The 17,353-nt window shown below is 67.6% G+C and carries 13 protein-coding genes; 6 read left to right on the top strand and 7 right to left on the bottom strand.

The window, feature by feature from the left end:
• Positions 1-19 precede the first annotated feature (19 nt).
• Together A5650_RS20430 and A5650_RS20435 are read right to left on the bottom strand one after the other, a co-directional pair.
• Positions 20-1,912 carry an ABC transporter ATP-binding protein gene (locus tag A5650_RS20430; protein WP_067295844.1) on the bottom strand — a complete coding sequence of 631 codons (1,893 nt, stop codon included), beginning with the start codon at positions 1,910-1,912 and terminating at the stop codon, positions 20-22.
• A gap of 8 nt (positions 1,913-1,920) precedes the next feature.
• Entirely contained in the window at positions 1,921-3,669 is a 1,749-nt protein-coding gene (locus A5650_RS20435; RefSeq protein WP_067295847.1) for an ABC transporter ATP-binding protein, read from the bottom strand.
• 104 nt (positions 3,670-3,773) lie between these two features.
• Between A5650_RS20435 and A5650_RS20440 the strand changes: the two genes are divergently transcribed.
• Positions 3,774-4,313 (top strand): DUF3558 domain-containing protein, encoded by a 540-nt coding sequence (locus A5650_RS20440; protein WP_156744225.1) that lies wholly within the window; start codon positions 3,774-3,776, stop codon positions 4,311-4,313.
• On the top strand, positions 4,310-4,870 hold the full coding sequence (locus tag A5650_RS20445; RefSeq protein WP_067295853.1) for a DUF3558 domain-containing protein: 561 nt from the start codon (positions 4,310-4,312) through the stop codon (positions 4,868-4,870). Before A5650_RS20440 ends, A5650_RS20445 begins: the two co-directional genes overlap by 4 nt.
• 6 nt (positions 4,871-4,876) lie before the next feature.
• On the opposite strand, the gene A5650_RS20450 is transcribed toward A5650_RS20445, so the two are convergent.
• Positions 4,877-5,395, bottom strand: coding sequence for a SixA phosphatase family protein (locus A5650_RS20450; RefSeq protein WP_067295855.1), 519 nt, complete (start codon positions 5,393-5,395; stop codon positions 4,877-4,879).
• Between the two features lie 104 nt (positions 5,396-5,499).
• Here A5650_RS20450 and A5650_RS20455 point away from each other — a divergent pair, with 104 nt between their 5' ends.
• The 4 genes from A5650_RS20455 to A5650_RS20470 all read left to right on the top strand — a co-directional run bounded on the left by A5650_RS20455 (position 5,500) and on the right by A5650_RS20470 (position 11,398).
• A complete protein-coding gene (locus tag A5650_RS20455) occupies positions 5,500-6,648 on the top strand; it encodes a metallophosphoesterase family protein (protein ID WP_067295859.1) in 1,149 nt (382 codons plus the stop codon).
• Positions 6,645-9,266: an AAA family ATPase gene (locus tag A5650_RS20460; RefSeq protein WP_067295863.1), complete on the top strand. Its 2,622-nt coding sequence runs from the start codon at positions 6,645-6,647 to the stop codon at positions 9,264-9,266. The genes A5650_RS20455 and A5650_RS20460 overlap by 4 nt, the downstream gene beginning before the upstream one ends.
• Positions 9,267-9,368: 102 nt before the next feature.
• Positions 9,369-10,904 carry a GMC family oxidoreductase gene (locus A5650_RS20465; RefSeq protein WP_067295867.1) on the top strand — a complete coding sequence of 512 codons (1,536 nt, stop codon included), beginning with the start codon at positions 9,369-9,371 and terminating at the stop codon, positions 10,902-10,904.
• Positions 10,905-10,924: 20 nt separating this feature from the next.
• Positions 10,925-11,398, top strand: a complete 474-nt coding sequence (locus A5650_RS20470; protein ID WP_067295940.1) for a DUF309 domain-containing protein — start codon at positions 10,925-10,927, stop codon at positions 11,396-11,398.
• On the opposite strand, the gene A5650_RS20475 is transcribed toward A5650_RS20470, so the two are convergent.
• From A5650_RS20475 to A5650_RS20490, 4 genes are all read right to left on the bottom strand, one after another.
• Positions 11,395-12,750, bottom strand: coding sequence for an LLM class flavin-dependent oxidoreductase (locus A5650_RS20475; RefSeq protein ID WP_067295943.1), 1,356 nt, complete (start codon positions 12,748-12,750; stop codon positions 11,395-11,397). The two genes, A5650_RS20470 and A5650_RS20475, sit on opposite strands and share 4 nt — an antisense overlap.
• An 85-nt stretch (positions 12,751-12,835) precedes the next feature.
• Positions 12,836-14,056 (bottom strand): acyl-CoA dehydrogenase family protein, encoded by a 1,221-nt coding sequence (locus A5650_RS20480; protein WP_067295870.1) that lies wholly within the window; start codon positions 14,054-14,056, stop codon positions 12,836-12,838.
• Between the two features lie 72 nt (positions 14,057-14,128).
• A complete protein-coding gene (locus tag A5650_RS20485; RefSeq protein WP_067295874.1) occupies positions 14,129-15,496 on the bottom strand; it encodes a wax ester/triacylglycerol synthase domain-containing protein in 1,368 nt (455 codons plus the stop codon).
• Positions 15,497-15,609: 113 nt separating this feature from the next.
• Entirely contained in the window at positions 15,610-17,352 is a 1,743-nt protein-coding gene (locus A5650_RS20490; RefSeq protein ID WP_082950857.1) for an ABC transporter family substrate-binding protein, read from the bottom strand.
• Position 17,353: the final 1 nt, after the last annotated feature.

Below are 17,353 nucleotides of genomic sequence, written 5' to 3' on the forward strand. Positions count from 1 at the left end.
CGTCTCGAGCGTACGGCGATCAGGCCTGCGTCATGGACCAATAAGCGCCACGCTTAGCGAGAAGCTCGCTGTGGGTGCCGCGTTCGACGATCCGGCCTTGGTCCATCACCACGATGAGGTCGGCGTCGCGGATGGTTGACAGCCGGTGGGCGATGATGAAACTCGTTCGATCCCGGCGCAACTCGGCCATCGCCTGCTGGATCAGCAACTCGGTTCGGGTGTCCACCGAGCTGGTCGCCTCGTCGAGGACCAGCAGGCCGGGTTTGGCCAGTACCGCGCGCGCGATCGTGATGAGCTGCTTCTCGCCGGCGCTGATGGTGCCGCCGTCGTCGCTGACGCGAGTCTGGTAGCCGTCGGGCAGCATGTGCACGAACCGGTCGACGTACGCGGCCTTGGCCGCCGCGATCACCTCGTCCTCGGAGGCGTCGGGCCTGCCGTAGGCGATGTTCTCGAAGATGGTGCCGCCGAAAAGCCAGGTGTCCTGCAGCACCATCCCGATCCGGGACCGCAGCGAATCGCGGCTGACCGTCGAGATGTCCACGCCGTCAACCAGAATTCGGCCGGAGTCGACCTCGTAGAACCGCATCAGAAGATTCACCAGCGTGGTCTTGCCCGCTCCGGTCGGCCCGACGATCGCGACCGTGCTGCCGGGTTCGGCGACCAGTGAGAGGTCGCGGATCACCGGGGTCTCCGGGTGGTAGCCGAACGTGATGTTCTCGAACTCGACCCGGCCCGCCTGCCCGACGGGAAGCGGCAGCTGCGCCGGGGGATCGGGTGTCTCCTCGTCCGCGTCGAGCAGGTCGAAAACCCGCTCCGCGCTGGCCACGCCGGACTGCAACGTGTTGTACATGCCCGCCACCTGCGTGAGCGGCTGGTTGAACTGGCGGACGTACTGGATGAACGCCTGGATGCTGCCGAGCGTGATCTGACCGGTCGCCACCTGCAAACCGCCCACGACGGCCACGGCGACATAGCCGAGGTTGCCGATGAACGTGGTGGCGGGCCCGACGAGGCCGGAGAAGAACTGCGCGCCAAAGGCGGAGTTGTAGACGGCGTCGTTGCATTCGCGGAACCGCTCCTGGGCCGCAGCGCGGTGACCGAATGTCTTGACGACGGTGAAACCGCTGTAGGTCTCCTCGATGTGCGCGTTGAGCCGGCCGGTGTTCGCCCACTGCGCGACGAACAGGCGCTGCGACCGACGCGCGATCCAGCGCGTCGCCCACAACGATAGAGGCACGGTCACCACGGTCAGCAGCGTCAGAAGCGGTGAGATGGTCAGCATCATCACGAGCACCGAAAGGACCGTCAGCACCGACGTCAACAGCTGGCTGATCGTCATCGACAGCGACTGCTGGACGTTGTCGACGTCGTTGGTCACCCGGCTGAGCACCTCGCCGCGTTGTCGGGAGTCGAAGTACGACAGCGGCATTCGGTGAACTTTGTCCTCGACGTCGGAGCGCAGCGTCGCCATGGTGCGTTGCACCGCGACGTTGAGCAGCCTGGCTTGCAACCACACCAGCAGCGCGGCAACGAGATACAGGCCCAGCGCGAGGAGCAGGGTGCGACCGACGGCGCCGAAGTCGACGCCGCGGCCGGGCACCACGTTCATTCCCGACAACAGATCGGCGAACGTGCTGTCGCCACGGGCGCGGGCGGCGTCGATGGCCTGCTCCTTGGTCAGCCCCGCGGGCAGCTGGCGGCCGACTACACCGTTGAACAGAAGATCGGTGGCGTGCCCCAGGATTCGCGGGCCGATCACGCTGATCGCGATACCGCCGACGCCCAGGAGGATCACCGCAGCGGTCAGACCGCGCTGGGGTGTCAACCGCTTGACCAAGCGGATCGCCGATCCGGTGAAGTCGCGCGAGCGCTGGGTGGGCGCCTGCACCACGCCGCGGATCGGCCGGGCCATCGGGGCACTCACCGCGTGTCACCCACCCTCGAGAGCGACTGCGAGTCCGCGAACTCGGCGTACTCCGGGCAGTCCGCCAACAGGGTTTCGTGGGTGCCGATCCCGACGATGCGGCCGTCATCGATGACGACGATCTGATCCGCCTGGATGACGGTCGAGATGCGCTGCGCGACAACGATAACCGTCGCCTCCGCTGACACTTCCCGCAGCGCGGCACGAACGCGCGCGTCGGTGTGGACGTCGAGTGCCGAGAACGCGTCGTCGAACAGATAGACCGCGGGCCTGCGGATCACCGCACGGGCGATCGCCAACCGCTGTCGCTGTCCGCCCGAGAAGTTCGCGCCGCCCTGCGCAACCCGCATGCCCAGGCCGTCGGCATGCGCGCGCACGAAATCGTCGGCGGCGGCCACCCGCAGGGCCTCCCACATCTGTTCCTCGGTGGCCACCTGTCCAGGGGCCATACCGAACTGGAGGTTGTCGGCGACCGTGCCGGAGAACAGGTATCCGCGCTGCGGCACCAACCCGAGCACGGACCACAGCTGCTCGGGGTCGTAGTCGCGCACGTCGACGCCGTCGACTCGCACCGAACCGCTCGTCGTGTCATACATCCGGCAGATCAGCGATACCAGAGTCGACTTGCCCGACCCCGTGGAGCCGACCACCGCGGTCGTCGTACCGGGAAGTGCGGTCAGCGAAACATCCTGCAGGACGGGGCGTTCAGCGCCCGGATAGCAGAATGTCGCGGCGTCCAGCTGGATCTCACCGCGAATCTTCGACGGTCGCACCGGCCGTTCGGGGCTGACGATCTGCGGTGTGGTCGACAGCACCTCCGAGATGCGCTCGGCGCATACCGACGCTCGCGGGATGATGACGAGGATGAACGTCGCCAGCAGGACTGCCATCAGGATCTGCATGAAGTAGGCCAGGAACGCGATCAGCGAACCGACTTGCATCTGGCCGGCATCGATGCGCAGCCCCCCGAACCAGATCAGCGCCACGCTCGACATATTGATGACCAACGTCGTGGTGGGCAGCATCAGCGCCTGCCACCGGCCAGCCTCCAGTGCGGTGTCGGCCAGCGCGTAATTGGCGTCGGCGAACCGGCGGCGTTCGAACGGTTCCCTGGCGAATGCGCGGATCACCCGTAGGCCGGAGAGTTGGTCGCGCATCACACGGTTGAAGCCGTCGACGAGGCGCTGCATGCGGCGGAAGATCGGCAGCAGGTGGCGCGTGATCCAGTAGTTGGACAAGGCCAGGATCGGCACGCTGACCAACAGCAGCCAGGACAGCCCCGCGTCCTGGTGCACAGCCATGAAGATGCCGCCTATCGACATGATTGGCGCGGTGACCAGCATCGTGCACGTCAGCTGCACCAGCAACTGGATCTGCTGCACATCGTTGGTGGTGCGGGTGAGCAGCGACGGCGCACCGAACCGCGCGGTGTCCTCGGCTGAGAACCCGGTCACGTGGTTGAACACCGCCGCCCGCAGGTCGCGGCCGACCCCCATGCCCGCTCGAGACCCGAAGTACACCGCGCCGACCGCGCACACCACCTGCAGCGCGGTGACGGCGAGCATCACGCCGCCCAATTCGACGATCCTGCGCAGGTTCCCGGACGCGACGCCGTCGTCGATGATCGCGGCGTTGACCGTCGGCAGGTACAGCGAGGCGAGCGTGCTGACCAACTGGAGCGTGGCGACGGTGGCGAGCAGCGCCCGGTATGGCCGCGCGTACTGTCGCAGCAGCGCCCATAACATCCCGCTACTGTCGCACATCCGATATATGGGCTGGTCAACCGGCATGTCGGTGGTTGACCCCAAGAGCGGCCGCTACAGTGCATGGCGTGACTCACAGCACGCGCATGACCCGCTGCCTGGCCGTCGCGGCCGCCGTGGTCATCCCGCTGTCCGCCGCATGCTCGGATTCCGAGCCCACCGGCCCACAGGTGCCCGACGACAATCCGACGCCCGCGGCGGACGCGTCGCACGGTCCGTTCTTCCCCGAATGCGGGGGCATCGGCGACGCGGAGGTCATGAAGCTGACCCGCGTGCCGGGGCTGGTGGCCACCGCGAAGAACTCGGTCGGATGCCAGTGGCTGGCCGGCGGCAGCATCCTCGGCCCGCACTTCTCGTTCAGCTGGTTCCGCGGAAGCCCCATCGGCCGGGAGCGCAAGACCGAGGAACTGTCGCGCACGAGCGTCGAGGACATCAACATCGAGGGTCACGACGGCTTCATCGCCGTCGGCGACGACCCGCTCCTGGGCACGAACCTGTGCGAGATCGGCATTCAGTTCGACGACGACTTCATCGAGTGGTCGGTCAGCTTCGCCAGCAAGCCGTTTCCGGAACCGTGTGACGTCGCCAAGGAACTGACCCGTCAATCGATTGTGAATTCCGAATGACAACCGCCTTCGCTCGTCGGCTCGGTGCCGGCCTCATCGCTGTGCTGGCCGTGCTGTCGCTGCTCACCGGTTGCACGCAGACCGTCGAGGGCACCGCGGCCAAGTCGGGTTCGGGAGGTGGCGGCCCGCGCAATCAGGACTCCGAGCGGCAGTACCCGAACCTGCTCAAAGAGTGCGAGGTGCTGACCGAGGACATCCTCGCCGAGACCGTGGGCGCCGACCCCCTCGACATCCAGAGCACGTTCGTCGGGGCGGTGTGTCGCTGGCAGGCGGCCAATCCACAGGGTCTGATCGACATCACCCGGTTCTGGTTCGAGCAGGGCAGCCTGGACAACGAGCGCGAGGTGGCCCAAAAGCTCAACTATCAGATCGAGAACCGCTCGGTGGCCGGCATCGAATCGATCGTGATGCGTCCGAACGACCCGAACGGTGCCTGCGGCGTCGCCAGTGACGCCGCGGGTGTCGTCGGATGGTGGATCAATCCGCAGTCGCCGGGGATCGACGCCTGCAAGATGGCGCTGAAGCTGATGGAGCTGACGCTCGCCACCCGTGCGTGACGCCGCCTAGCGCGGTACGTGGAAGGTGACCAGCGAGGCGCCGTCGAGCGCGAGCCCCTCCCACGGATCGCCGCTGCGCAACACCGCGATCGACGACGTCGGGAATTTCATCGAGATCTGTTCGGCCGCAGTGATGTTGCTACCGTCCACCGTGGACAGCCCGAGTGCGACCCCCGACATCGCCGGCTCGTGGCCGATGACCAGCAGCGTCTGGACCTCGAAGTCGAAGTGCGACGGCACCCGGTTGATCTCGTCGATCACGGTGCCCGGCGTCGCGTCGTAGAGGCGGTCGAGGTAGCGGACGGGCGCGGCGATCCGGGTGCGTGCCAGCGTCTCGCGGGTGCGGGTGGCGGTCGAACACAGCACGGCGTCGACGGCGGGGGCGTGAGCACGTAACCAGTCGCCGGCCAGCCCCGCCTCACGCACACCCCGCGGCGCCAGCGGACGGTCGTGGTCGCCGACACCCGCCGGATAATCCGACTTGGCGTGCCGGAGCAACAGCAGCGTGCGGAACCGGTCGGTCACCGGACTAACGGTAAGGCATGCCGCCGCACCTCCCGGGACTTGTCGGGGTGCCGCCCTACACTCGCGATGCCCGGCAAAGACACGAGGGGAAGGAGCGCGCTGAGATGCGATTCGTGCATACCGCCGACTGGCAACTCGGCATGACGCGGTACTTCCTCAATGGCGAGGCGCAGCCCCGTTATTCGGCCGCGCGCCGCGATGCGGTGGTCGAGTTGGGGCGGGTGGCGGCCGACGCCGGCGCGGAGTTCGTCGTCGTCGCCGGCGACGTTTTCGAGCACAACCAACTCGCGCCCAGAGTTGTCAGCCAGTCGCTGGAAGTCATGCGCGTCATCGGCGTTCCCGTGTACCTCCTGCCCGGCAACCACGACCCGCTCGACGCGTCCTCGGTCTACACCAGCCCGCTGTTTCTCGCTGAGCGCCCCGACAACGTGTCCGTCCTCGACCGCGCCGGTGTGCACGAGGTACGGCCCGGACTGGAACTGGTGGCGGCGCCGTGGACCTCGAAGGTACCGTCGTCGGACCCCGTGGCCGGCGTGCTCGAGGATCTGCCCGCCGACGGGGCGACACGCATCGTCGTCGGCCACGGCGGCGTGGACATCTTCGTGCCCGACAAGGACCGCGCTTTCCTGATCCGCCTGGCGGCGCTGGAGGCGGCCGTCAACAGGGGCGCCGTGCACTATGTGGCGCTGGGCGACAAGCACTCTCGGATGCAGGTCGGTGCCACGGGACGGATCTGGTATTCCGGGTCGCCGGAGGTCACGAACTACGACGACATCGAGGTCGACTCCGGACACGTACTGGTCGTCGACATCGACGAGACCGATCCGGCGCATCCGGTGAACGTCGAACCGCGCAAGGTGGGCCGCTGGCGGTTCGTCACGCTGCGCCGCGGCGTGGACAACGACCGGGACGTCGCCGACCTGGACATCAATCTCGATCTGTTGCCGGACAAGGAACGTATCGTCGTGCGTCTCGCGTTGACCGGATCACTGACGGTCACCGACAAGGCCGCGCTCGACGCGTGCCTGGACAAGTACGCCCGGCTCTTCGCCGCGCTGCGGGTGGACGAGAAACAGAGCGAGATCGCGGTCATCCCCGCCGACGGCGAGTTCGACGACCTCGGTATCGGCGGCTTCGCCGCATCGGCCGTCGACGAACTGGTCGCCACCGCACGGTCGGACGGTGAGGCGGCCGAGGACGCGCGTGCCGCCCTGGCGCTGCTTCTGCGGCTGTCGGATCGGGGTGTGGCGTGAAACTGCACCGCCTGGTCCTGACCAACTACCGCGGAATCACGCACCGCGAGATCGAGTTTCCCGATCGCGGCGTGGTGATCGTCAGCGGCGCCAACGAGATCGGCAAGTCCTCGATGATCGAGGCGCTCGACCTGTTGATCGAGGCCAAGGACCGGTCGGGGAAGAAAGAGGTCAAAGAGGTCAAGCCGACACACGCCGACGTCGGCGCCGAGGTGGAGGCCGAGATCTCCACGGGCCCATACCGATTCGTGTACCGCAAGCGGTTCCACAAGCGCTTCTCGACCGAGCTGACGATCCTCGAGCCGCGGCGCCAGCAGTTCACCGGTGACGAGGCGCACGACCGGGTGCGGGCCATGCTCGACGAGACCGTCGACACCTGCCTGTGGCAGGCGCAGCGGGTGCTGCAGTCGGGGTCCACCGCGGCCGTGGATTTGTCCGGATGTGACGCGCTGTCCCGCGCACTCGACGTGGCCGCCGGTGAGGCGGTGGCGCTCTCGGGTGCCGAACCGCTGTTGGTCGACCGCGTCGAAGAGGAATACCTGCGCTACTTCACCCGCACCGGAAGGCCCACCGGGGAGTGGGCGGCCGCCACCAACCGGTTGCGAGCGGCCGAGGACGCGTTGGCCGAGGCGGCGGCGTCCGTCGCGGAGGTCGACGAGGCGGTGCGCAGGCACACCAACCTCACCGACGAGCTGGCCAGGTTGACGGCCCAACGCGCGGCCGCGGCCGAACAGGTCGCCGACGCGCAGAAGGCCGCCGAAGAGGTCGCTGGGCTGAAGGGGCAGCTCAAGGAAGCGGAGCTGGTCGCCGCGGCCGCTCACGCCAACCACGACACGTCGCGCACCGCGGTCGACGAGCGCAGGCGGTTGCGTGCCGACATCGAGCAGCGGGCCGCCGCGATGGCCGAGCTCGAGACCGCCGCCACCCAGGCCAGCGACGATCACACGACCGCGGTCGAGGTGGCTGAGCTCGCCGAGACCGCCGCCGAAAAGGCGCGAAATGCATTGGAGGCCACGCAGGCTCGCGTCGAAGCGGCGCGAGGAACCGTGCAACGGCTCGCCGACCGCGACGAGGCGGACCGGATCGCCGCGCAACTGTCGAAGATCGAGACCGCTGAACGGGAACTCGAGCGCGTGCAGGGCGACCTCGCGCAGATCCGGTTGACCGGCGAGGGTATGCGCGCCATCGAGTCGGCCAAGGCGACCGTCGACGCCGTGACGGCACAGGTCGAGTTGGCGTCGGCGCACATCGAGTTGGTCGCGAGCGCCGACGTCGAGGTGCGCGTAGCCGGCGAGACGGTCACGCTCGGTGCGGGGGAGACGTGGACCGCCAGCGTCACCGCCGAAACCGCTTTCGAAGTGCCGGACCTGCTGACCGCTCGGCTGCTGCCCGGCGCACCGGCCTCCGAGACACAAGCCAAACTCGATGCCGCACAGGAGGTTCTGGCGTCGGCGCTGACGTCCTGCGGCGTCGCCGACGTCGCCGAGGCACGTGCCCTCGATCAGCGGCGTCAACAGCTGGTGACGACCAGGGATCGGCTGTGCGCGACCGTCGAGGCGCTGACGGGTGACCGATCGGCGGACCGGCTCAGGGAACGTCTTGCCGACCTCACCGCGCGTCAGCCGCAGGTCACGGAGCTGTTCGAGGTCGACTCCGACGCGGCCCGCGCCGAGCTCGACGCCGCGACCGCCGCCCAGAAGCAGGCGATCGCCGAGTGCGAGAAGCATCGCAAGGTCGCCGAGGAGGCGGCTAAGCGCCTGGGAGAGAGCGACACTCGTACGACAGTGCTGCGCGAGAAGCTGGCCGGCGCCCGGTCCGAGCTCGCGCTGGCCCGCGAACGATTGGAGGGTCAGCGGGCCAGCGTCGGCGACGACGAGTTGGCGCTGCGGGCGCAGGCCCACGCCGAGGAGGCACAGCGGGCCGCCGCACTGGTCGCCGACCTGAGCGAGGAGCTGAGCCGCGCCGCACCCGACGCCGTGGCCGCGACGCTCCAGGAGGCCACGCGCCGCGCCGAGGCCTTGTCGGCCAGCCGCGACGACGTGGTCGAGGAGCTGCGCGAGGTCGGTGCGCGGTTGAAGGTGTCCGGCACCGAAGGCCGCAAGGGCAAGCTCGACGAGGCCGCGACCGAGCGTGAGCACGCGCTCGACGAGTACTCGAGGGTGCAGCGCCGCGCGAAGGCCGCCGAGCTGTTGCGGTCCGTGATCGCACGGCACCGCGAATCCACCCGCTCGCGCTACGTCGACCCGTTCCGCGGTGAGGTGGAGCGGTTGGGACGCATGGTGTTCGGCGACAGCTTCGAGGTGGAGGTCGACAGTGCTCTGCGGATCTGCACCCGCACGCTGTCCGGCCGCACGGTGCCATACGACTCACTCTCGGGTGGGGCCAAGGAGCAGCTGGGCATCGTGGCACGGCTGGCAGGGGCGGCGCTGGTGGCCAAGGAGGACACCGTGCCGGTCGTCATCGACGACGCGCTCGGCTTCACCGACCCCGACCGCCTGGTCAAGATGGGTGCGGTGTTCAACGCGGTTGGCGGCGACGGGCAGGTGATCGTGCTGACGTGCAGCCCCCAGAGGTACGCGGCCGTCGACGGCGCCGAACACATCGCGCTGACGGCGTAACCGGCTGTGGCGGCGGCGCCGGCCCTAGGGAACGCTGACGAGTTTCGGACGGATTTCCGACACCGCCCGTTTGTCCGCCCCGAAAAACCTAGACTCCGGCGGATGGAAGCCGACTACGTCGTCGTGGGAACGGGCTCCGCCGGGTCGGTGGTGGCGGCCCGCCTGAGCGAGAATCCGTCCGTCCGGGTCGTCGCGCTGGAAGCGGGTCCCCACGACAAGGACAAGTTCATCCGCATCCCCGCGGGCTTCGTCAAGCTGTTCCGCAGCCCGGTGGACTGGGACTATCTGACCGAACCGCAGAAGGAGCTCGACGGCCGCGAAATCTATTGGCCGCGGGGCAAAATGGTCGGCGGTTCGTCGTCGATGAACGCGATGATGTGGGTGCGCGGATTCGCCGCGGACTACGACGAGTGGGGCGAGGCGGCCGGCGACCAGTGGGACTATGCGCATCTCGAGCCATACCTGCGCAAGATCGAAGCGGGGCCGCTGTCCATCAGCAAGCAGCGCAGCCCGCGCAGTTCCACCGCCAAATGGCTGGCCGCTGCCGAGCAGTGTGGCTACCGTATCGAGAAGCCGAACCAGGCTGCGCCCGAAGGCTTTTGCGAGACACTGGTCACCCAGCGCCGCGGTGCGCGATGGAGCGCGGCCGACGCCTATCTCAAACCGGCCCTCAAGCGCGCAAACCTGACACTCGAAACGGACGCGCTGGCGACCAGGGTGGTGTTCGACGGCCGCCGCGCGGTCGGCGTCGAGATCGAGCAGAACGGCACCCGTCGCGTCGTCAAGGCCCGGCGCGAGGTGGTGTTGTGCGGCGGTGCCATCAACAGCCCGCAGCTGCTGATGCTGTCGGGCATCGGCGATGGCGAACGGCTGGCCGAGCACGGCATTTCGACGCTGGTCCACGCCCCGGATGTCGGCGCCAACCTGGCCGACCACTTCATCGCGGCGCTCGGCTTCGATGTTCCGAACGACAGCCTCTTCGCCGCCGAGAAGCCGCTTCAGCTGCTGAACTACCTGCTGCGGCGCCGTGGAATGCTCACCTCGAACGTGGGGGAGGCCTACGGTTTCGTTCGGAGCCGTCCGGATCTCGCACTGCCCGATCTCGAGCTGATCTTCGCCCCTGCCCCGTTCTTCGAGGAGGGCATCGGCGACCCCTACGACAACCACGCCGTCGTGCTCGGAACGATCCTGCTCAAACCCGAGAGCAGCGGCACCATCGAACTGCGTTCGGCCGACCCGAGGGACAAACCGATCATCGACCCGCGGTATCTCACCGACCCCGGCGGCATCGACCGGGCAGCCGTAATGGCCGGTCTGCGCATCTGCGCGACGATCTCGCAGGCGCCCGCGCTCGAGGGTGTCATCGGCAAGATCGCGAGACCGCTCGACTCGGCGACCCTCGACGACGAGACGCTCGAACGGGCGCTGGCCACGTTCTCGCACACGCTGTATCACCCGGTGGGGACGTGCCGAATGGGGCGCGACGACGCCAGCGTGGTCGACCCGCAACTGCGCGTGCGCGGCGTCGAGGGCTTGCGCGTCGCCGACGCCTCGGTGATGCCGACGATCATCCGCGGGCATACCCATGCACCCAGCGTGCTGATCGGGGAGAAGGCCGCCGAACTGCTCCGCGCGTGAGCGGTGCCAAGATGGAGGCCATGGCCGAGCGCGACCGCGACGAAGCCGGGCGTCCCCGCAACACCCGCCCCCGCGACGGGTTGGGGCGGCCGCTGCCCCACGGCAGCGAGGGTGTCGCGCGGATCCCCGACGACCTCGACCTACCACCGGCCGAGACCGTCGCCTACGCGCAGGAGCTTCTCGACAAGGGGATGGCGTTTCACGCGCACGAAGTGTTCGAGGCTGCGTGGAAGAACGGCGCCCCGGACGAACGCCTGCTCTGGCAGAGCCTGGCCCAACTGGCCGTCGGCATCACCCATGTGCAACGCGGAAACGCGAAGGGGGCGCTCGGCGTGCTGAGCCGGGCGCGCGCCGGCCTCGCCGACTACGGCCCGGCCACGCACGGCGTCGACGTCACAGGGCTCGCCGACTACGCCGAAACATTGATCGACGACCTCGAGACCGGGGTGGCGATCGCGCCGGAGCGGCTGCGGCCGCGCCTGACTGCCGACTAGCTCACCGACTGCAACCGCTGCGCCGGTGCGAACGTGACGTCGCCGAGCCCGAGGTGCTCGCGCAGCGTGTCACCCGTGTACTCGGTGCGGAACAGCCCACGCCGCTGCAGTTCGGGGACGACCGCGTCGGCGAAGTCGTTGAAGGTGCCCGGCGTCTGCGCCGCCGACACCATGAATCCGTCGGCCTCACCGGCGGTGAACGACTCCTCGATCTGGTCGGCGACTTGCTCTGCGGTACCGACGAATTGGGGCAGGAGCACACCCTGGGCGTACCACTTGCCGATGTCGCGCAGGGTCAGGTTGTCCCGATTGGCGACCCGCCGCGCCGTGTCGAACAGGCCCTGTGTCCCGGTCACCTGGACGTCCTCGACCGGAGCGTCTAGGTCGTAGACCGAGAAGTCGTGGTCGGTGTGCACGGACAGCGTGATGAGCCCGGAGATCGGATCGGCCAACTCGTTGTGGAACGCCTGCTTCTCGCGGGCGATCGACTCGGTCTCGCCGATGAACGGAATGAACGCCGGGAAAATCAGCACCTTGTCCGGATCGCGGCCGAAATCGGTAGCGCGCGACTTGATGTCGTCGTAGTAAGCCCGCCTGCCCTCGGGTGTGGGGTCGATCTCGAAGATGGCCTCCGCCCACCGCGCGGCGAAATCCTTGCCGGTGTTCGACGAGCCGGCCTGAATCAGCACGGGCCGGCCCTGCGGTGAGCGTGGGACGTTCAGCGGGCCGCGCGTCTTGAAGAACCGGCCGTCGTGCTCGACGGCGCGGACCCGCGACGGGTCGGCGAAGATGCCGTCCTTCTTGTCGAGGACCAGCGCGTCGGACTCCCAACTCGACCACAACTCGAGGGCGGTGCGGACGAACTCGTCGGCGCGCTCATAGCGGAACTCGTGGTCGAGATGGTCGTCGTGGCCGAAGTTCTGTGCCTCGCTCTGTGTCAGCGACGTGACGATGTTCCACGCCACCCGGCCGCGGGTGATGTGGTCGAGGCTGGCGAAGATGCGCGCCAGCTCGTAAGGGTGAAAATACGTGGCGGACTTGGTGATCGCGACACCCAGCTTGGACGTCACCGCACCAATGCTGGCCGCGACGATCGACGGGTCCAACGTCGCCGTCGCCTGGGTGCCGCGGCGCAACGGTTCGGTGATGTCGTCACCGAAGCGGATCGGTGCGGCGAGCAGGTCGGCGAAGAACACAAAGTCGAACTTGCCGCGCTCGAGAATGCGCCCGATGCGGTGGTAGTACTCCGGCGTGGTGAACCCGGTGTCGCTTCCGGGATGACGCCACGCCGCATGCGAATGGGTGACCTGTGAGGCGATCTGGAAACCGCCCAGGTGTAGTTGACGCGACATTGAGCACTCCTCGAAAACCGATTTGTGCGTGAAAACGATCGCTGAGCGATCGAAATCACGCACAAATCGCTTGGGTGGGTGGGGGTCAGAAGTACGCGTTCGACGGAATCGGGGTGTCGTGCAGCAGGTTCTGCCCGATCACCCTGGCCTTGTAGACGACCGGGTTGTGCAACGTGATCGTGCGGATGTTGCGCCAGTGCCGGTCCAGGTTGCGCTTGCGGCTGGCGGCGCTGGCCCCGCCGAGTTCGAGCAAGCGCGTCGCGGCCTCGGGCGCCACCTGGTCCAGGTGCACCTTCACCTTCGCGACCTTCAACTGCGCCTCGGCGGCGAGGTCGGCATCCGGGACGCCGTCGACCTCGGACGCCGTCGCGGCCCAGATCGCGGTGGCCGCGTCGAGCACCGCTGCCCTGGCGATGTAGGCTGTACTGGCCAACTCGCCGAGCAGCTTCTGGTACAGCGGATCGTCGCTGGGCCGCTCGGTCAGCGCGTGGCTGAAGCTGCGGTCGCGGGAACGCAGCAGTGCGACACCGTCGTCCACGACGGACTCGAGGATGCCGGCCACCACCGCGTGGATGAACAATTGCAGCGAGGCGTACTGGACCGTCGGCACCGGCTCGGCGTCGTAGGGCGTGTCGCTGAGCACCTCGTCCGCCGCGACCGCGACATCGGTGAAGACGGTCGTACCCGTGCCGGTGCGGCGTTGGCCGAAGCCGTCCCAGTCGTCGATGATGCGGACACCCTCGCGGTCGGCGGGCACCACCACGTTGGCGACGGAGTCGTGGTCGGTCGTCGCCGTCACGGTGAGGTAGTCGGAGAACAACGTCCCTGTGCTGTAGAACTTCTCGCCGTCGAGTCGATACGCGCCCGGATTGGCGGGGTCTGGCAGTAGCCGGGTCTTGAACACCAGGCTGCCGACGGCCAGCGAGCCCTTCTCGCTGAACGCATTGCCGAAGACCTTGCCCGCGGCGACCTTCTCCAGCCACGCCTGCGATGTCGGCAGATCGGCCGTGCGCAGCCGTTCCTCGACGAACCAGAAGTGGGTGCGGAAGATGTGCGCGACGATCGGGTCGGCGTGCGCGACGTCGATCACGGCGGAAAACAGCTGTGGCACGGTGAAACCCGCACCACCGGCGTCGGCCGGCAGCCGCAGAGTTCCGAAGCCGGCATTCTTCAACGCGGCGACCGCGTCGAAGGGGTTTTCGTCGTTGAGGTCTCGGTCGCTGGCGCCTTCGGCGATGCGGGCGAGCAGCTGCGTCCACTCCGGTGTTCCCGGAAGTGCACGTGTGGGGAGATCGGCCGTTGTCATGGCGTTTGTTCTACCGACGGCCCGCACCGCGAACACTGCTTTGGCTCACCGAGAGCCTAAGGCGCTACGGGCTCAGACCGCCAGCGCCAGGACTTCGTCGAACCCTTTGACCAAGCACCGATGAAAGAGGTCGTAATCGGGTATCGCGCCGGTGTCGACGTTCAGGCCGAGATGACAGGTGTCGGCATAGGTCAACAACGTCACGTTGACGGCCGTGCCGATAGTCGGGCCGAATGCGTACTGAGCGGTGACCCGTGCACCGCCGAGGTACACCGTCACGGGGATGCCTGGGACGTCGCTCGCGACGAAGTCCACGTGGCGCAGGATCGAGCCGATGTACCAGCGAGGCATGATGTTGAGCACTGCGGCGATCGTCTGAGTGTGAGGAATCGAACGCTCGTGACGAACTCCGCTTGTCCGGGAGTGGATTTCGCGCATCCGCTGTGCGGGATCGGCAAGCCCGGCGGGGACGTCGAACCGCATCAACGTTATCCGGTTGCCGCCCATCTCCTCTCCCGCGGTCCGCAGGTTGATCGGCATGGTCAGGTGAAGCTCGTCGATGACGACACCGTGCTCTTCGTGGTAGCGACGCAAACCGCCGGTGACTCCGGTGACGAAGGCATCGTTGAGCGCGCAGTCACACCGGTGCGCCGCCTCGCGGAGGCGATGCAGTGAGACCTCGTGCACGCCGAGCCGGCGGACGAGGCTCCGCTCGGTGATCAAGGGTGACCCCGTGCTGTTCACCGGGCGCACCGTGCGGTAGACCGACACGGCCGTCGCCGTTGCCGCACCCAGCGTCGCGAGGGGGTTTCGAATCCCTCGTTGGAGCCACTTAGGAGCCGACTTGACCGCGGTACTCACGGCCGAGCCGGCCATCCCTGCGTTGTAGCGCAGCGCATCACGGTACGCGCCGAGCCACGAGTCGGTGGGAGGCGGAGGCGGGACTTCGGGCGAGGGTGGGTCGTCTTCCGGGTGCGGTTCGAGGTCGAACAAGATCATGCCGATCTGGATGCCACCGACGCCGTCGGTCAACGCGTGGTGGAACCGGCACACCACCGCCGCCGCACCGTTCGTCAAACCGTCGATCAGCGTGACTTCCCAGAGTGGACGGGCCCTGTCGAAGTCGGCCATCTCCGCCAGTCGGGCCATCTCCAGCACGGTGTCCACGGTCCCGGGATCCGGAGCGGTCACCCGCCGCATGTGAAAGTCGAGGTCGAAGTCGGGGGCCGGCTCCCATCGCGGCGGCGCCGGCGGCGGCGAGGGTACGACTCGTTGCCGCAGCATCGGCAGCATGCGGCTCATCCGGTCGAACCGGCCGCGCAACTGGGTCCAGTCCGGAACTGCGTCGAGCAGAATCACCGTCACCACGGTCGACCTCAACCGCGGGTCCGTTTCCATCGCCCAGGTGAAGGCGTCGGTATTGCGCATGAATGCAGTCATCGTCGGCTCCCGCATCGACGCTACGGCTGCACATCAGCCGGATGAAGCCCCTGCTTTCACGAAAGGACCTAAGCCCCCGAAGGTGTCGACGAAGGTCCTGGGACGCAGAGGCGTTACGGCTTCATGAAGCCGATCTTCGTGTAGTCCGCGTCGGCCAGGCCGAACGCCCCGTAGTTCGCAAGATTGCTTCGCACCGCGATGTTTCCGGGCGATTGGGTCAGCGGCAGGCTGAACACCTCGTCGAACAGCATCTTGTCCAGCTCGTTGGCCAGCTGCCGGGCCTTGCCGGGATCCAGCTCGCCGACGGTCTGCTCGATCTTCTCATCGATCTGCGGGCTGCTGATCTTGCCGAAGTTACTCTCGGCTCCGGTCCGATAGATCTGGGTCAGGCTGGCGAGCGGGAAAGCGTCGCCGCTCCATGAGAATTGGGCGATGTCGAAGTTGCCCACGGTGACGTAATCGGTGAAGAAGCCGGCCGCGGGCCGGACGTCCAGCTCGAGGTTGACCCCGATCTGGGCGAGGTTGTTCTGCGCGATCTGCCCGTACTGCCGGGTGCTGAGCGAGTCGAACAGCACGTCACGGATCACCAGCTGGCGCCCGTCCTTCTCGCGGAACTGGCCGTTCTGACGCCAGCCCAGCGCATCGAGTTCCTGCTTGGCCTTCTCCGGATCGAAGGCGACCTCGCCGCTGTTGTCCTGGTAGCCCTCCTGGCCCGCGACGAAGACGTGGTTGTTCAGCGGTACCGGATTGTCGGCGAGCCCGCGCTGTGTGACCTCGGCGATGGTCTTGCGGTCGATGCCCCTGGCGATCGCGCGGCGCAGCGCAGGGTCGGCCAGGATCGAACCGGGGGAGCCGTTGAACGTGAAGTGGTACCAGGCCAGGCCGGGCGCGCGGCGGACGCTCACGCCCTGAGTGCGCCGCGCGATCTGCATCTCATCGAGGGTCGCCAGTCCGGTGGCGTCGATGGTGTTGTTCTGCAGCGCGGGGATGCGCGCGGCGTCGTCGAGGACGAGAAACGTGATGCTGTCCAGCAGCGGCTTTTCACCCCACCATTTGGGGTTGCGGGTCAACGTGATTCGCTTCGCGCCGCGATCCAGGTTGGAGACGATGAACGGACCGGCCGACGCTCCGGGGCCGTTCAGTTGGCCCTTGTTGAAGACCTCGGGATTCTCCGTCGAACTCTTCGGCAGCAGCACGGTGCTGCCGGCGAACATGCCGCGCCAGTCGGACCAGGGCTTGGCGAAGGTGATGACGGCTTGGCGGTCGTCGACGCCGCGCTCGACCTTCTCGACCCGGTCACTGCCGTTCGTGGCGGCGATCGCGTACCGGTCGTCCTTGCCGCTGGTGGCGTTGATCTGGGACTGGATGTCCTCCCAGGTGATCGGTGTGCCGTCGCTCCACACTGCTTTCGGGTTGATCGTGTACGTCACGACCTGCGGATCGGTGCTCGTCAGTTCCACGCTGGTGAAGTAGTCGGTGTTGACGGTGGCCGAGCCGTCGGGCCCGATCTGAAACGCGCGCGGCATCGTCGGCTTCAGCACCGAGTTGGTGTCGCCGGTGTTGCCGTCGATGTGCAACGGGTTGAAGTTCGGCGAGAAGTCGTTGAGCGCGAGTCGGAGGGTGCCGCCCTGCTGGAGGTTGGCCACGTCCTGCGGGTTGATGTCATTGGTGGTCCCGACCGTCGCCTCGCCGCCCGCCGAGGGGGGCTGTTCGGAACCGCCGGAGCATGCGGTCAAGGTCAGTGCGGTGATGGCGGTTGCCGCAGCGAGGCGTCGAAAGATTCTTGCCTCGGCTCCCGCTCCCGCCGGTCGTCGCTTCGCAGCGATCCTCACTCGCGCTCGCCTTCGGGTGCTCATG

The sequence above is a fragment of the Mycobacterium sp. 1164985.4 genome (assembly GCF_001668575.1).
Lineage (GTDB): Bacteria > Actinomycetota > Actinomycetes > Mycobacteriales > Mycobacteriaceae > Mycobacterium.

What these genes read in the sequence shown, in the direction of transcription:
- A5650_RS20465 (WP_067295867.1), top strand. Translation starts at nt 9,369, where the DNA reads ATGGAAGCCGACTACGTCGTCGTGGGAACGGGCTCCGCCGGGTCGGTG.
- A5650_RS20440 (WP_156744225.1), top strand. Translation starts at nt 3,774, where the DNA reads ATGACCCGCTGCCTGGCCGTCGCGGCCGCCGTGGTCATCCCGCTGTCC.
- A5650_RS20485 (WP_067295874.1), bottom strand. Translation starts at nt 15,496, where the DNA reads ATGACTGCATTCATGCGCAATACCGACGCCTTCACCTGGGCGATGGAA.
- A5650_RS20455 (WP_067295859.1), top strand. Translation starts at nt 5,500, where the DNA reads ATGCGATTCGTGCATACCGCCGACTGGCAACTCGGCATGACGCGGTAC.
- A5650_RS20445 (WP_067295853.1), top strand. Translation starts at nt 4,310, where the DNA reads ATGACAACCGCCTTCGCTCGTCGGCTCGGTGCCGGCCTCATCGCTGTG.
- A5650_RS20475 (WP_067295943.1), bottom strand. Translation starts at nt 12,750, where the DNA reads ATGTCGCGTCAACTACACCTGGGCGGTTTCCAGATCGCCTCACAGGTC.
- A5650_RS20470 (WP_067295940.1), top strand. Translation starts at nt 10,925, where the DNA reads ATGGCCGAGCGCGACCGCGACGAAGCCGGGCGTCCCCGCAACACCCGC.
- A5650_RS20435 (WP_067295847.1), bottom strand. Translation starts at nt 3,669, where the DNA reads ATGTTATGGGCGCTGCTGCGACAGTACGCGCGGCCATACCGGGCGCTG.
- A5650_RS20480 (WP_067295870.1), bottom strand. Translation starts at nt 14,056, where the DNA reads ATGACAACGGCCGATCTCCCCACACGTGCACTTCCGGGAACACCGGAG.
- A5650_RS20490 (WP_082950857.1), bottom strand. Translation starts at nt 17,352, where the DNA reads ATGAGCACCCGAAGGCGAGCGCGAGTGAGGATCGCTGCGAAGCGACGA.
- A5650_RS20430 (WP_067295844.1), bottom strand. Translation starts at nt 1,912, where the DNA reads ATGGCCCGGCCGATCCGCGGCGTGGTGCAGGCGCCCACCCAGCGCTCG.